Raw genomic sequence first — 14,738 nt, 5'->3', positions numbered from 1 at the left:
GCCGCCCTTGTCCGGGGGTGCGGACGGACTTCCCCCCGCGTGGGAGGGCGACGCTGTCGGAGACCTCGAGCACCTCGAGCTCCTCGACGTCGAAGGAGTCGAAGATCTCGGTCTCGGCAACGGGGCTCATGTCGAATTCCCTTCAATGATTGACACCGGCCGAATGGCCGGCGTGGTAATGCTGGAGGGTATTCCTGTTCCGTGCAGCACTTCCGGGGCGTCGGCTGACATTTATCACGATTCCGCTTACGTGGGTCACCTTGTGGGGAGCGGCGGAGGATTTGTCCGATGCGTGCGGCGGTCACCGGCATAACCTTGGCCGGTTCACCGGATGTCGTCTTCGGGAGAAGGAATGAACTCTTCGTCCGCATCCGCCCCCGGAAGGCCCGGCGACACGGCCGACGTACTCGTCGTCGGCTGCGGACCGGTCGGCCAGACCCTCGCCGTGCTCCTCGCCGGGCGGGGCCGCCGGGTCACCGTCGTCGAGCGGTGGCCGCGGCCGTACCCGATGCCGCGGGCGGTCGCGTTCGACGGTCCGAGCGCCCGCGTCCTGGCGTCCGCGGGCATCGCCGACGCCATCCGGCGGATCGGCGAACCGTCCCGGGACTACGTGGTGGAGAACGCGACGGGCGAGGAACTGCTGCGCGTGCCGCTGCGCCCGTCGGGCCCGTACGGCTGGCCCGACTCCACCTCCATGTACCAGCCGGGCCTGGAGGAGGCGCTGGCCCGCCGGGGCGAGGAACTGCCGGAACTGCGGGTGCTGCGCGGGCACCGGGCCGTGGGCCTCGCCGAGCGCGACGGGGTGGTGGACGTCGTCGCCGAGAACGTCGAGTCCGGTGAGCGTCGGGTGCTGACGGCCCGCTGGGTGGTGGGCTGCGACGGCGCCAACAGCTTCGTCCGCGACCACGGGCTGCGGACCGAGAGCGACGACTCGGGGTTCGCCCTGGACTGGATGGCCTGCGACGTGGTGCCGCACCGGCCGGAGGACTTCCCCCCGCTCAACCTCCAGATCGCCGACCCGGCCCGGCCGAGGGTGGCCGTCTCCGCCGGACCGGGGCACCGCCGCTGGGAGTTCATGAGGATGCCCCACGAACCGGCCGAGGAGTTCGGCACCACCGAGAACGCCTGGCGGCTCCTGGCCGGGTTCGGGGTCCACAGCCGGAACGCGGTCCTGGAGCGGCACGCCGTCTACACCTTCCGGGGCCGTGTCGCCCGGCACTGGCGGCGGGGCCGGACGCTCATCGCGGGCGACGCCGCGCACCAGATGCCCCCGTTCGCCGGGCAGGGGATGTGCTCGGGCATCCGGGACGCGGCGAACCTGGCCTGGAAACTCGACCTGGTGCTGGCGGGGGTCGCCGGGGAGGAGCTCCTCGACACCTACGAGCGGGAGCGTCGCCCGCACGTGCGGCAGATCGTCGGCATGTCCGTCGGTCTGGGCCGCCTCATCTGCGAGACCGATCCGGCCGCGGCGGCCGAGCGCGACCGGAGGATGCTCGGCGACCGGAGCCACGGCCCCGGCGGCGGGCCCCGCACCGACGCCCTCGCCGACGGCTACCTGCGTCGCGGCCCGGACACCGGCGAGGGCGGCCCGGACGACCCGGCCGGTGTGCTCCTCCCGCAGGCGCCGGTCGCGGGCGCCGGCGGCCACGGGCCGTTCGACGAGATCGCCGGGGGCGGCTTCGTGCTGCTCACCCTGGACGACCCGGCGGCGTACGGCGACGGTCTCCGCGCGGCGCTGAGCCCGCTGGGAGCCCGCCCGGTCCGGCTGCTGCCGCCCGGCACCGCGGCCGGGGACGCCCGTGGGGACGCCGTGGTGGACACCGAGGGCGTCTACCACCGGTGGCTGGCGTCCCGGGGGGTCCGCACGGTCCTGGTGCGCCCCGACTTCCACGTCTTCGGCGCCGCCCGCGACCGCGCGGAGACGGGGGAGCTGCTGCGCGCGGCGGTCGACGGGCTCCGCGGGACGACCGCGGCCGTACCGCCCGGGCGCTGAGCCCGCTCGGTACGGCCGGGACGACGGGGCGACGGGGGCGTCAGCGGTAGCGACGCCCCTCGTCCCGGCGGTAGGCGTAGACGGCCACGGCCCCGACGGCCACCGTCCACACCACCAGGGACACCACCGCGGTGGGGTTGACGTCGAAGTCCCCCACCGCGCCCCACATCAGCTCGACCGCGCCCCGGCTGGGCACGTACGGGGCGATGGCCTTCACGAAGCCGGGGGCGGAGTCGGGCGCCGACAGCAGACCGCCGGCGAAGGCCAGGGGGAAGAAGATGATCTGCACCACGGCCAGCGCGGCCTTCGTGGACAGCAGGTAGCCGATCGCCAGGCCCATCAGCATGAACGGCAGCGAGGCGACGATCAGCACCACCAGTCCGGCGAGGAACTGCCAGAGGCTGACGGACGCCTCGGTGAACACCGCCGCGATGACGACCACGGGCAGCATCGAGAGCAGCATCATCGCCAACCCGGTGATGATCCGCCCGGCGAAGTTCGGGAACAGCCCGACCGGCAGGGTGCGGGTGTAGGGGTCCCACGGCTGGGCGCGGTCCTCGGCGACGCCGATGCCGTGCCCGAAGAGGTTGCTGATGATGGAGGCGAAGACGACCATCGACGCGGTCGCGTAGACGGCGCCCGTCGGGTCCTTGCCGGCCGCCGGCACCACGAAGAAGATCATCGACGCGGCCGGGAAGAACGCCGAACCGACCAACGCGATCGGGATGCGGATGGTCCGCAGCAACTGGTAGCGGGTGTGGACGAGGGTCAGTGCCATGGTCACGGCTTTCGTCAGGATCCGGTGATGGTCAGGAAGGCTTCTTCGAGCGATGTGGGCCGGATCTCCAGGCCGGAGAAGGCGACCTCCCGCTTCACCAGCTCCCGCACCAACTGGTCCGGGTCGCCGGTCATCAGATGGACGCGGCCGTCCTCGCGGTGCTCGCCGACGACCCCGGGCAGCTCCGGCAGGTCGCCCGCCGTCAGGCTGACCCGGTGCACGCGGACCAGCCCGCGGATCGCGTCGACCGAGTCGTCGGCGAGCACCCGGCCTCGGCCCAGCACCACCACGCGCTCGGCCAGCGCCTCGATCTCCTCCAGGTAGTGGCTGGTCAGCAGGACGGTGCCGCCGTCGGCGTGGAACTCGGCCACCCGGTCCCACAGCGCCTTGCGCGACTCCACGTCCAGGCCGGTCGTCGGCTCGTCGAGGAACACCAGCCGCGGGCGGCCCACGAAGGCCAGCGCCACGGCCAGACGGCGCTTCTCGCCCCCCGACATGCCGCCGGTCTGACGGCGGGCCAGGGCGGAGAGGCCGAACCGCTCCAGCAGCTCGTCGCGGTTCTCCGGGTCCGGGTAGTGGGCCGCCACGAAGTCGACCACCTCGGCCACCCGCAGGGTCTCCGGCAGGCCGGTCTCCTGCGGGGTGACGCCGATCCGCAGCCGGTTCTCCGGGCGGCGCGGGTCGCCGCCGAACAGCTCGCAGCGGCCCGACGTCACCTGCTTCAACCCGGTCAACAGGCTGACCAACGTGGACTTTCCGGCACCGTTGGGGCCCAGCAGGCCGAGCAGCTCGCCCTGGCGGATCTCGAAGTCGACGGCGTCCAGGGCGGTGTGGTCGCCGTACCGGCGGGTGACGCCCGAGGCGCGGGCCAGCACCGCCGGGGCCGCGGCCGGGGAGGACAACTCCGGCGAGGCGAGGGAAGTCTGTGTCATGTTCGCTCCTTACGATGCCGCTTCGGCGGCGGGCCGGGATGTCGGAGAGCCGGAGGGTGCGGGGCCGGAGGATTCGGGGGCGGGAAGTTCGGAGGCGGGAAAGGCCCGGGTCAGCCGGGCGTACGTCTGGAGCTCCTCCACCAGGGTCAGGCCCAGTCGGTTGTGGAACATGTGGACGTGCGAGAACACCAGGCGCCCGGGGTGCGTGTCGGTGTCGCGCCGCACGTCCCGCGCGTGCTCGGCCAGCGCCCGGTGCCAGCCGGCGAACGGGCCGTGGTCGTCCGGCATCCGGATGCGGACCGTGCCGCCGCGGCCGACGCCGCACAACTGGTCGAGCTGTTCCCGGCCGTAGCCGAACGCGGCCCCCCACTGCCGCCAGATCAGGTACGCGTGCGCGTAGTACGCCGCCTGTTCCCCGGCGTCGCCCAGGGCGGCCGCGGCGGCCATGGTGGCCCGGAGGGCGGCGAGCACCCGCGACCGCTGGTCGGGCAGGCGCGGCAGCAGCCCGGCGACCAGTTCGCTGGAGAGCTGGAACAGCCGTTCCGCGGCGGGCATCAGGTCCCGGCCGCCGTAGCGTTCGTACTCGGGCTCGTAGGAGCGCCGGTGGACCCCGGGCGGCGTCAGGTCCTCCACGGGCGTGCCGGCCTCCAACTCCCCGGCCGCCGCCAGCCGTTCCGCCTCGCGGCGGTAGTCCTCCGGGTCCACCGGCGCCTCGTCCGGCGCGAGCTTCCCGGCGGTCTCCAGCCGCTCCCGCAGCAGCCGCTCGGTCCGCCGGAGTCCGGCGTCGTCCAGGTCGCCCACGCGCAGCCGCAGGTGAGGGCCGCCCTGCCAGTAGCGGATGAAGAACCAGGGCCGGTCCGACGCGGTCTCGGCCACCGTCGGCCGGATCACGTCCTCGATCACGCGGTCGTGCAGCGACCGCGCGGCGGAGCCCAGGTGCAGGTGCCACGCGTGCCAGCGGGCGGCGGCACCGGAAGGCGGGGTGGGTGGTGTCCGTTCGGGGTCCGTCACAGTCTCACGTCCAGCAGGGGTCCGGTGTAGCGCGGAGTTCCGGTGATCACGGAGAAAACGATCATTTCGTCGGGGTCGAGGCCGAGGATCCGGCGGGTCGGCACCTCCTGGAACGCCCGCACGGGACGGGCGTAGAGGCCGTGCGCGGCGGCGGCCAGGCACAGGCCCTGCGCGGCCCAGCCGGCCGCGTACTGCGCGGCGCACCAGGCTCCGGGGCCGAACCGTTCCATCACCTCGCGGGGGCGCACCGACAGGAACCAGATCGTGGCGGCGTGCCGCACGTCGCAGCCGTTGCCCGGGGCCAGCGGGTAGCCGTAGTGCTCCTCCAGGCGGGCCGCGGCCGTCGGGTCCTCGGAGTACGGGGACAGCTCCCCGTCGACGAGCCGGTGGACGCCGTCGGCGAAGCCGTCGACCGCCTGCACCACGCCGCTGATCCGGAGGGACTCGTACACGGCGCGCAGTGTTCCGCCGGGCGGCGGGAGGGCCAGCCAGTCCACGGCGTCGCGCAGGGCCGCGGCGGGCAGCCGCCGCCGTCTGCCGTTCATCCCGTACAGGCCGCGCGGCATCCGCCCCGAGGTGCGGCGCCACAGCAGCTCCGCCCAGGAGAGCTCCCGTCCGCCCGTCGCGGCGGGGACCGCGGGGCCCAAGGGAGCGGGCGGCTCGCGGAAGTCCTGGGCGCGGTTGACGGCCAGGGCCTCGGCCAGGACGTGGTCGGGGCCGCCCGTCGCGGCGCCGGCGCTGTCGGACGCGGACCGGGCCGGGCCCGCGTCCGTGCCCGTGTCCGTGCTCGTGCCCGTGCCTGCCTCCGCGCCTGGGTCCGTGTCCGTGTCCAGTTCGACGGTGAGCGGCAGCGACCACTGCCACGACGGGGTCAGCCCGAGCGCGGTGAGGGCCTCCTCGGCGGACGCGTCCGGCAGCCGCAGCCGGCCCCGCAGCCCGAAGAGTTCCAGGCCCAGGCACAGCATGCGCAGGTTGATGCCGAGTTCGAGGTGGACCAGCGAGCCGCGGAACCACTTGTAGACGGGCGGCAGCCGGGTGTAGCGGCCGGCCAGCGCGATCTCGACCCCGGAGCCGGCCGCACGCGCCGGCCGCTCCGCCGTGTCCAGGTCGACCAGGGCGTGCCGGTAGACGTCGAGCGCCCGCCGGCGCCCCCGCTCGCCGACGAGGACCTGGACGGGGAACTTGCCGCGGACCGACGGATAGCCGCGGTGGTCGTTGAACGGGTTCTCCGGCTCGCGCCGGTGCACCCCGAAGGCGGCGACCAGCGCGTGCCCCAGCCGGTCCGCGCCCGCGCCGCCGGAGAACCGGCCGTGGGGGAAGGGCATCCCCTCCAGCAGGTCGACCGTGCCGTGCGGCAGCGCGGTCGGGGCGCCGGACCGGGCGGCGTCCGGCAGCCCGGGGTCCACCTCGGTCTCCGACAGCGGGCCGGTGGGCTGGACGGGCGGGCGCGGCCGGTCGGCGCCGTTGCCGTAGGCGAACCACATCATGTCGCGCGTCATGAAGTCCGCGTCGTCGGGCAGCGGGCTGCCGGCGCGTTCACTGCGGGCGGGTGCGGTCTCCATGCGCTCTCCGTGCTGGTGCTGGTGCTGGTGTGGTCGGGGCGGGCCGGGTCCGGGCGGGGTCAGGGGAACGGATGCGGGTCGAAGGGGGCGCTTCCGTGCTCCGAGGGGGTGCCGACCAGCGCGGAGGTCAGCCGGGGCAGGCCCACCAGCCGCTGGTGCGCGTGGCCGAAGCACATCGGGAGGATTCCGGGGACGACGGCCTTGGCGACGGCGGTGCCCAGGTCGGCGTGGTCGCGGGTGGTCTGGTCGACGAGCACGATGCGGTCCAGCCCGGCGGCGGCGTACAGCCCCCGCACGTACTCCAGCGCGCCGCGCACGTCGCCCGCCGCGGCCCGCTCCAACGTCTCGGGCCAGCCCGGGAAGGCGTCGGCCAGGGCGATCCGGGGGCCGCCGAGCACGGTGGTGACCCGGTCCCGCCTCTCCGGCAGCGTGTAGAGCCGGAGGTGGTCGTCGAGCACCTCGATCCGCCACGGGTCGTCCAGCATCGCCTCCGCCTCCGCCCGGCTCCACTCGACGGGATCGGTGACGATCTGCCCCAGCTCCCACAGGGCGGCGCGCACCACGGACTCCGGGCGGATCCCGGACCCCGCGGCGGAGAACGTGGCGGGGAAGCCTCCGGTGCGGTTGACCCCCAGCGCCCAGACCACCGGCACCCCGATGTCCTGTGTGGCGACCAGCAGGTGGACGTCAAAACCGCGGGACTCCACCAGTGCCAGCAGTCGGCGGGAGACCGGATCGGTCACCGTGGCCGGGTCGATCGACGGCAGGGGCAGGGCACGGTGCCAGGAGATCAGGAAGGCGTCGCGCTCGGCGAGTTCCAGCAGCGAGTGGAGGGCCGCCTCCTCCAGGGAGGAGCCCAGCGCGCAGCCGCTGGAGGACTCGTGGAAGAAGTGCCGTCTGGGCGCGGCGCCCTCGGCCCGGGCGGCCCAACGGTCCTTCCGGTAGCGGTAGTCGTACTGGTAGAAGCCGATGTCGGCCGGGACGAGCAGCGGTTCCCCGGTGTCCAGGTCGTGGCCCCACACCCAGTCCATCGGGGTGTCGAGGTCACTGGGCATCACCCGGCAGCTCGGATGCGCGAGCTGCTCGGGCGTGTACCGGCCCAGCGTCCGCGGGTCCAGCGCGATGTCGCGAATGTCCCGGTGGGCCAGGTCGGTGAGGACCGGGGCGGCGTGCGGGAAGCCGGCCATCCGCTCGTACGCCTCCAGGATGGCGACCGGCTCGGCCTCGGCGAAGGTGAACGCCCGCCCGTACCCCATGGCGATGGACTCCAGCGCGGCGGCCATGCTCATCGCGAACGGGGCGCGGGACTCGCGGACCACCTCCAGCACCGGCCCGAAGCGGGGGTCGACCAGCTTCTCGCGGAGCGCGCCCGGCCGCAGCAGGCGGCTGCCGCCGGTGCCCCGGACGGGGTCCTGGGGGGACGCGGGACGGTCGCGCAGCACCAGCGGTTCCGGGAGCGGCGGGGGAAGCGGGGAGGGGACCGGCCCGGCGGCCTCCCGCGCGGCCGGCGCCGGGGCGCACACCGGACAGTCGAAGGCGCGCACCACCCGGTGGCGGCGGACGGTCCGCCGCCCGACGGCGTACAGCTCACCGGGGCGCAGTGGGCGTTCGGCCAAGTGCTCCGCGGCGGCGGTCAGCATCGGGAGCAGCGCCGGACGGCGGGGGGCGGGCCGGGAGCAGGGCTCCGTCAGGTCGGCCACCAACGGGTGGGTCACGGCCACGCGGGCCCGTACCTCGGCGCAGCCCGCGCAGCCCGCGTCGGTGTCCGGGACCCAGCGCGGCCCGACGAGCACCTCGTCGTCGTGGATCCGCACCGACAGGTGCTCGGTGCGTCCCTCGGCGGCGCGCCGCCAGTGGTCGCGTTCCCGTTCCAGGTCCCAGCCGTGGCCCAGGGACACCCCGCCCGAAGCGGTGCGGAGCAGCGGTTCGAGCGCCTCGGACCACGCACCGTCGAGGCCGTCGGCGACAGCGGCGACGGCGGCGGTGGTGACAGCGGTGGCGACGGCGGTGGTTTCGGCGGCCTCGGCGGCCGGCGGGTGGTCAGCCATCGGCCCGCTCCCGTCCGGTGGAGTACACCCGCACCGGCCCGTAGTGGACCGGGAGTTCGCCCAGGACGGGGTCGGCGCGGTGGCAGTGGCCCCGGTAGCGCACCCCGGTCGCGGCGGCGTACGCGGCGACCTGCTCGCGCAACGAGGAGATCGCCGCGCCGTCGGCCGTGGCCAGCACGTCCGTGTGGACCTCCGGGACCGCACGGGGGACCGTGCCGCCCTCGCCCGTGCCCCGCAGGTGCCGCACCTGGGCGGCCGCCAGGGCGGTGCCGAGCGCGGCGCGCACGGCCTCGGCGCCGTCCCGGCCCCAGGCCAGGACCGGCCGTGCCCCGTCGACTTCGGCGCGACACAGCCGCCAGTCCACACCGGGGACGTGCAGCAGCAGGGTGCGGACGTCCCCGGCCCCGTACTCCGCCAGGCCCTTCCGGACGAGGACCGCCTCCGGCCCCGGCTCCGGCGGGGCGGCGTCCACGGGGCGGGCGTCGGCCACGAGCAGGCGCAGCACCCCGTCGAGCAGCCAGCGCTCCTCGGTCAGGCCCGCGGCGGGGACCCCGGACCCCGAAGGCACCAGGCCGCGCAGCGTCTCCAGCGCGGTGGCGACGGTCGCGGCCCGCTGGTCCCGTCCCCAGGAGGCGACGCCTCCGGTGCGCCCGGCGCGGTACTCCGTCTCCCGCAGCGCGAGCGGCATCTGGGGCAGGTCGGCGCCGCCCGCGAGGACGAACAGCCCGGTCCAGGGAGCCGCGGCGGCGGTGACGGCCCGTACCGCTTCCTCCGGTGTCGGCAGGGCGGCGGGCTCGGCGTCCGCCAGGTCCCGCAGGGGGTGCTCGGGCTCCACGGGGGACGGGACGAGCACCCGCTCGGCCGCGACCTCCGCGCCGTGCAGGACGTGGGCCTCGCCGGGCACCGCACCCTCGGTCAGGGCCTCGAACAGTGCCTGGCCGGCGAGTGCCCCGGCCAGCGCGTCCGCCGCGGGCCGCGCGGCCGGGGCGGCGCCCTCGGCGTCCTCGGCCGTCGCCCACTGCCGGGCCCGCCCGTCCAGGTCGGCCCACAGGCGGCGCGCGCCCCGATCGCGGACGACCGGGCCGGCCAGGACCAGCGGGCCGACCGCCCGGACCGCCACCACCGGAACGCCCTCCGGCAGCCAGTCCGTCCCGAACTCCCCGTCCGCCCCGGTCTCCTCCCGGTGGTACAGCACGGCGTCGGCGTCCCCGGCCGCCCGGACCAGGCTCTCCGGGGAGACGGGCAGCACCTCGGCGCCCAGCCGCAGCGCGGTCGCGGAGACGGCGTCCGCGTCGGGCGCCGCCAGCCTCAGCCGCCGGGCGCCCGCCCGGGCCAGGCCGCGGGCGGCGGGCAGCACGACCCGGGACGGCCCGCACAGCAGGATCCGCGCGTCGCGGAAGCGCTCGAAGAGGGCGTAGGGATCGTCGGAGACCGACTCCAGCCAGGCCAGCGCCTCGGGGTGCCTCTCGCGCACCTCCCGCGGCGGCTCCGGCACGGTCAGCCGTTCCAGGTCCAGCAGCATGCCGTGGCCGCGCAGCCCGTCGGTCACCTTCCGCACCGCCGGACGGGCGCGCTCGGACCCCAGGGCGGCGACGAGTTCGTCCTCGGTGGCGCCGTCCTCCAGCAGGGGCACGCACACGTCGACGATCTTGAACAGCAGCTCCGGGCCCTTCATGGCGAACTGCGCGCCCGCCCCGCTGAGGTACACCCCGCCCGGTACCGGCGCGTAGTGGAGGTACGGCCGTGCCTTCATCCTCATCCGGTCTTCCCTCCGTACTCGAACGGGCCGCCGGGAGCACGGCCGATCTCGACGACCCACTCGACGGCGTGGTCGCCGTCGGAGACGCCGGGCAGTGCCTCCTCCACGTAGCCGGCGCTGCGGCGCTCCATCAGCCGGGGCAGCACGCGGACGTTCAGCGCGCCGGCGAGGTCGACGTACTGCGGCTTCTGGCGACGGCGGTGCTCCCGCGCGTCCTCGCCGGAGGTGTCGGCCTCCTGCCGGTAGTCGTCGTCGAACGGCGTCTTGAGCACGACCTCCTCGGGCACGCCGTGGCGGGCGCGCCAGGCGGTGAGGGCCAGCAGCCGGTCGTGTTCGCCGGGACCGGCCGCCACGGCGTCCGCCAGTTCCCGGCCGCCGTACCAGCGGCGCCGGGCGAGCACCGCCGAGCCGACCGACAGCCGGGGGCAGCGGTGGGTGTGCCGGTCGTCCCGTCCGGCGGCGGCGTACCAGCGGCCGACCAGGTCCTCGTACAGCCGGCCGCCGCTGAGCAGCCAGCTCGCCAGCCGCACCGGCGGCGGGAACAGCTCGGGGTGGCCCGCGCCCAGGGTGAGCACCCGCAGGTCACGGCCGTCCGCGTCGCGGATGGTGAGGCCGTCGGTGTCGGGATCGTGCGCCAGCCGGAGGGGGAACCAGTCGTCCGGCCGGAGCCCGTCGGCGAGGACCGGGACGTGGGCGTTGACGTTGAGCCGGTGCAGACCGAGGTCCTCGGCGACCCGGGCGCCGTCCGCGCCGTACTGGGCGGTGAGCCGCCGCGCCGTGTGGTCCAGGGCGTCGCCGCCGAGCGCGCGGTCGTAGCCGAGGAACCGGCCGTAGAGCATGCCGTGCCCGGCGTACGCGTCGTTGAAGACCAGCCGGTCCCGCCACGGCTGGACCAGCACGCCGTACGCCAGCGGACCCTGCCGGAAGCGGTCGGGCAGGCCGGCGGTGAGGTCGGCGGCGTCGGCGGCGGTGAGGACGAGGTCCTCGCCGCGCTCGGCGGCCCGGTCCAGTTCGGCGCCCAGGGCCTCGGTGATCCGGCGCCGCAGGTCCTGCAGCCGGTCCAGGGACCCGTCGGCGGGGCCGGTGCCGGCCGCGACCGTGCCGTCGTAGTCGCCGCCCCTGCGGTACACCTCGCCGACGAGGTCCGCCGCGTGTTCGATCAGGGACACCTCGGCGCCCGCGCCGAACCGCTCGGTGAACACCGCGCTCAGCAGCGCCCGCACGTCGTGCATCCGGTCGAAGACGGAGAGGAGCCCGACCCCGGCGGCCAGGTCGTCCAACCGGGTCCGCCAGGCCGAGGTGGCGACCCGGACGGGCGGGACGACGTAGTCCTCCTCCACCAGGATCTGCGCGGGACGCCCCGCCGCCAGGCTCAGCCGGCTCAGGGCGGAGTTCAGCCGGGCCAGGTCGCGTTCGCGGTCGGCGGGCGGCGCGTCCGCCGGTGCCGGCAGCAGGCCGCGGATCTCCTCCAGGAGGGGAGCCGCGGCGGACGCCGGTCGGTGGAGCAGGTCCTCGAAGTCGGCGCCGCCGTCCTCGGGGCCGTGACAGACGCACAGGATTCCGGCGCTCACGGACTTCGCCACCGCCCTCAGCGCCTCCTGGGGGGAGCAGCCGGCGCGGGCGGCGAAGTCCGCCGCCACCGCGGCGGCCCGGCGCGGTCCCAGGGCGGTGGCCTCGACCAGCGGCCGGACGGAACCGTTCAGGGGGGCGGCCAGGCGTTTTACGCCCTGCTCGGTGGTGCGGAGGAAGTACAGCCTGCCGCTGCCCGGGTCGACGGTCGAGGTGGGCGGCAGTTGCACCCACGTCCGCGGGTCCAGGTCGCCCGGCCGGGCCTCCAGACCGCCCAGCACGTAGTCGAGCATCACCCGGTCCAGGCCCATGAAGGCGGTCGCGCCGTCGAACCGCACCGCGTCGGGGGCGATGCCGTCCTCGTCGGGCAGGGCGAGACCGACGGCGGTGAACCGGGACAGCGGGCTGGTGCGGAGCATGGCCCGGGTGACGTACTGGAGCAGGCCCCGTTCGGTCTTGCGGATCCGGGCCGGCACCCGTCCGGCGGCGGCCCTGCGGTAGCGCTCGGCGGACCCGGCCACCTCGGGGGCGACCAGGGCCAGCGCGCGCCGGAGGTCGTCGTCGCCCAGCACCTCGGCCAGGCGCGTCCGCTCGCGGTCGGCCGCCTCCGGGTACTCCTGTGCGATCCGGCTCCGCAGCCCGTCGCGGTGCTCGCGGACCTGCCGCCAGTGGGCGACGGCGGCGGGCTCGGGGTCGAGCGCGGCACGGGGGCGCCGGTCGTTGTGGATGTCGCGGCGCAGGGCGATGAGCCGCCCGCGCTCGTCGGGGTCGTCGGCCGCGGCGACCAGTTCGTACAGGACGTCCGAGCAGGTGTCGGCCGCCGCCCGCACCGCGCGTTCGGCGTCCACCAGGTCCGCGAGGAGACCGGTGAGCCGCCGGTCGCCGAGGCGGGAGCGGCGCAGCGGGTTGACGCGGAGCATCCACACCGGCTCGTCGGGCACCGTCGTGTTCATCGTGCCCCGCCCCCGTCCCGCATGCGACGCAGCCGCTCCTGCCAGGAGGCGCCCAGGACCTCGTCCACGGTCTCGGCGATGGCGTGGCACATGTAGTAGCGCTGCATCGGGGAGACCCCCAGCAGCGGGAGCTGCTGGTAGAAGAGGTTGACCAACAGGCGGTAGGAGGCGAACCACTCGGGCGGGTCGTCGACGAGCCCGGTGGCGGCGACGGTGCGGTGGAACTCGCTGGGCCGGCCCTCGGAGCCGTCGGCCGCGCCCGGCGGGCCCGTCGGCGCGTCGTCGGACCCGGCGCCCAGCGACTCCAGCCCCGCCAGCGTCAGCGTTCCGGCGGCCACCGCGGAGTCGAACAGGCCCATGCAGTACGCGAACGCGGAGCGCCAGGCCGCGCCGTGCGGTCCGTATTCGCCCGCGAGGGCCTTGCCCACTGTTTCGCGAAACTGCGGGGAATCATTGTTCAAACGTTTGTTGAACGCCGGGCGTGGATCCTTCCGAGCGGACGCCCAGGCCATGAAAGCCTCGGAATGGGAACGCAGGGAGAAAGTCCCGTAAGCGGCCCCGGAATGATGCGAATCGGCCAGTGCGGTAAATGCCTCGGCCAGCCGCAGGGAGGCCTTCGAGCGATCCCGGGTGATTTCTTCGAGCATGTCCATCAGTGGTACGCACATCCGGCCCAGCGCCATTTCACGCAGACTGTCCAGGGGCTGGGGCCACCGAGCGGCGTCGTCGACGGGGATCGGCTCGACCGTTCCGTGCGGCCGCATCGGCAGGTAGGGCGGGGGAACCCGCTCCAGGCGCCCCAGTTCACGCGCCTGGGCCAGGTACTCCTCCTCGGTGAGCGCGCCCGACCGCGGTTCCGGCCCGGCGTCCAGGAGCCGGCCGATCATGTCCCAGGGCAGTTCGCCGCCCCGGTCGGCCCGGCCGTGGAGTTCCACGTGGGGGCCGTGCAGCCAGCCGCGCCGCAGGTACACCAGGGAAGCCCCGTGGTCGTCGCGGAGGGCGCGGGCGGCGGGCACCACCGTGCGGGCCAGCCACTGCGGGGTCACCGGGGTCCGGGTGTACAGGCGGAGCCCCGCCGCCTGACCGGTGTCCGCCCCGGTGGCGGTCGCTGCACCAACGGTCACACTCATCCACCTGTTCGCGGTCGAAGGTCCGGCCGTGCCCCGCCGACTCCGTTCGGTGGGCGGAAGGCGCGTGCTCGGGAATGGTCGGGAAAGCGGAAGAAAAGCCGGCTCGGTCGTCTGCGGCTTCGGTGGGCCGGGCCAGAGATTTGCCGACCCTGTGGAATTTGCTGATCATCTTGCATGGTTCATCCGTCCGGGACAACGGGCGTGGAACGGTTACCTGACATGTGTCACGAATCCATGTGACATCGATCATTGATATCTGTCCGTGACAAATGAGCGAGTAAGGTGACGGCGACTTAGCCGTGGTTCTTCGGCTGGGCCCGTCCCGATCGTATGGGCGGGCCGACAGGAGGCAGATATGACCGGTACAACTGGTCGGACGCCCACGGGGGGCTTGCCGACGGGCAGCGGAGTGGAGATCTTCGAGGCGCACTACGCCGGTGAACCCGGCGCGGGCTGGGAGATCGGCCGTCCCCAGAGCGCTCTGGTGCGGCTCGCACGTGACGGAGCCCTGCGCGGCAGGGTGCTGGACGTGGGCTGCGGCAGCGGGGACAACGCCCTGATGATCGCGGAGCACGGTCTGGAGACCACGGGGGTCGACGCCGCGCCGAGCGGCATCGAGCTCGCTCGGCGGAAGGCGCGCGAACGCGGACTGGACGTCCGCTTCCTGGTCTGGGACGGGACGAGGCTGCCCGAACTGGGGGAGCGGTTCGACACCGTCGTCGACGTCGGTTTCTTCCACTGCTTCGCGCCGGACGACCGTCCGGCGCTGGTGAGGTCCCTCGGCGCGGTGGTCCCGACCGGCGGCCGGTACTTCCTGATGTGCTGGAGCGACCGCGAACCCGGTGAATGGGGTCCCCACCGGATCTCCGAGAGCGACATCAGGACCGCCTTCGCGGACGGCTGGCGTGTCGACTCCCTCGAACCGGCCGACCTCGAAGTCGCCTTCTCCCCGGGCACCGTACGGGCCTGGCAGGCCGCCATGACTCGCGTCTGACACCGGCCC

Annotated in this window: 10 protein-coding genes; 2 read left to right on the top strand and 8 right to left on the bottom strand. The window is 74.8% G+C overall.

Annotation, left to right across the window (positions count from 1 at the left end; all coding sequences use genetic code 11):
* Positions 1 to 352 precede the first annotated feature (352 nt).
* Positions 353 to 1,993 carry a bifunctional 3-(3-hydroxy-phenyl)propionate/3-hydroxycinnamic acid hydroxylase MhpA gene (gene mhpA / locus IF47_RS0122420; protein WP_031510731.1) on the top strand — a complete coding sequence of 547 codons (1,641 nt, stop codon included), beginning with the start codon at positions 353 to 355 and terminating at the stop codon, positions 1,991 to 1,993.
* Positions 1,994 to 2,033: 40 nt separating this feature from the next.
* Here the strand turns inward: mhpA and IF47_RS0122415 are convergent, their stop codons facing one another.
* Genes IF47_RS0122415 through IF47_RS0122380 form a run of 8 tightly spaced genes read right to left on the bottom strand, consistent with a single transcriptional unit; the run spans position 2,034 to position 13,735 of the window.
* Positions 2,034 to 2,771, bottom strand: coding sequence for an ABC transporter permease (locus IF47_RS0122415; protein WP_031510730.1), 738 nt, complete (start codon positions 2,769 to 2,771; stop codon positions 2,034 to 2,036).
* Positions 2,772 to 2,785: 14 nt separating this feature from the next.
* Positions 2,786 to 3,703: an ABC transporter ATP-binding protein gene (locus IF47_RS0122410; protein WP_051718089.1), complete on the bottom strand. Its 918-nt coding sequence runs from the start codon at positions 3,701 to 3,703 to the stop codon at positions 2,786 to 2,788.
* Positions 3,704 to 3,712: 9 nt separating this feature from the next.
* On the bottom strand, positions 3,713 to 4,714 hold the full coding sequence (locus IF47_RS0122405) for a thiopeptide-type bacteriocin biosynthesis protein (RefSeq protein WP_051718087.1): 1,002 nt from the start codon (positions 4,712 to 4,714) through the stop codon (positions 3,713 to 3,715).
* Positions 4,711 to 6,276, bottom strand: a complete 1,566-nt coding sequence (locus tag IF47_RS0122400) for a nitroreductase family protein (RefSeq protein WP_031510727.1) — start codon at positions 6,274 to 6,276, stop codon at positions 4,711 to 4,713. The genes IF47_RS0122405 and IF47_RS0122400 overlap by 4 nt, the downstream gene beginning before the upstream one ends.
* A 59-nt stretch (positions 6,277 to 6,335) precedes the next feature.
* On the bottom strand, positions 6,336 to 8,324 hold the full coding sequence (locus IF47_RS0122395; RefSeq protein ID WP_031510726.1) for a TOMM precursor leader peptide-binding protein: 1,989 nt from the start codon (positions 8,322 to 8,324) through the stop codon (positions 6,336 to 6,338).
* Positions 8,317 to 10,083 (bottom strand): hypothetical protein, encoded by a 1,767-nt coding sequence (locus IF47_RS0122390; protein WP_157840019.1) that lies wholly within the window; start codon positions 10,081 to 10,083, stop codon positions 8,317 to 8,319. Before IF47_RS0122390 ends, IF47_RS0122395 begins: the two co-directional genes overlap by 8 nt.
* Complete coding sequence (locus IF47_RS0122385; protein ID WP_031510724.1) at positions 10,080 to 12,605, bottom strand: lantibiotic dehydratase family protein; 2,526 nt, start codon at positions 12,603 to 12,605, stop codon at positions 10,080 to 10,082. The genes IF47_RS0122390 and IF47_RS0122385 overlap by 4 nt, the downstream gene beginning before the upstream one ends.
* Positions 12,602 to 13,735, bottom strand: coding sequence for a hypothetical protein (locus IF47_RS0122380; protein WP_425423635.1), 1,134 nt, complete (start codon positions 13,733 to 13,735; stop codon positions 12,602 to 12,604). Before IF47_RS0122380 ends, IF47_RS0122385 begins: the two co-directional genes overlap by 4 nt.
* Positions 13,736 to 14,090: 355 nt before the next feature.
* Here IF47_RS0122380 and IF47_RS0122375 point away from each other — a divergent pair, with 355 nt between their 5' ends.
* Positions 14,091 to 14,729, top strand: a complete 639-nt coding sequence (locus tag IF47_RS0122375) for a class I SAM-dependent methyltransferase (RefSeq protein WP_031510721.1) — start codon at positions 14,091 to 14,093, stop codon at positions 14,727 to 14,729.
* Positions 14,730 to 14,738: the final 9 nt, after the last annotated feature.

It is taken from the genome of Streptomyces megasporus (genome assembly GCF_000718985.1).
Lineage (GTDB): Bacteria > Actinomycetota > Actinomycetes > Streptomycetales > Streptomycetaceae > Streptomyces > Streptomyces megasporus.
Note: the sequence above shows the minus strand (reverse complement) of the source record. Positions and strands in the feature narration are given on the sequence as shown.

What these genes read in the sequence shown, in the direction of transcription:
- mhpA (WP_031510731.1), top strand. Translation starts at nt 353, where the DNA reads ATGAACTCTTCGTCCGCATCCGCCCCCGGAAGGCCCGGCGACACGGCC.
- IF47_RS0122415 (WP_031510730.1), bottom strand. Translation starts at nt 2,771, where the DNA reads ATGGCACTGACCCTCGTCCACACCCGCTACCAGTTGCTGCGGACCATC.
- IF47_RS0122410 (WP_051718089.1), bottom strand. Translation starts at nt 3,703, where the DNA reads ATGACACAGACTTCCCTCGCCTCGCCGGAGTTGTCCTCCCCGGCCGCG.
- IF47_RS0122400 (WP_031510727.1), bottom strand. Translation starts at nt 6,276, where the DNA reads ATGGAGACCGCACCCGCCCGCAGTGAACGCGCCGGCAGCCCGCTGCCC.
- IF47_RS0122395 (WP_031510726.1), bottom strand. Translation starts at nt 8,324, where the DNA reads ATGGCTGACCACCCGCCGGCCGCCGAGGCCGCCGAAACCACCGCCGTC.
- IF47_RS0122390 (WP_157840019.1), bottom strand. Translation starts at nt 10,083, where the DNA reads ATGAGGATGAAGGCACGGCCGTACCTCCACTACGCGCCGGTACCGGGC.
- IF47_RS0122385 (WP_031510724.1), bottom strand. Translation starts at nt 12,605, where the DNA reads ATGAACACGACGGTGCCCGACGAGCCGGTGTGGATGCTCCGCGTCAAC.
- IF47_RS0122380 (WP_425423635.1), bottom strand. Translation starts at nt 13,735, where the DNA reads ATGAGTGTGACCGTTGGTGCAGCGACCGCCACCGGGGCGGACACCGGT.
- IF47_RS0122375 (WP_031510721.1), top strand. Translation starts at nt 14,091, where the DNA reads ATGACCGGTACAACTGGTCGGACGCCCACGGGGGGCTTGCCGACGGGC.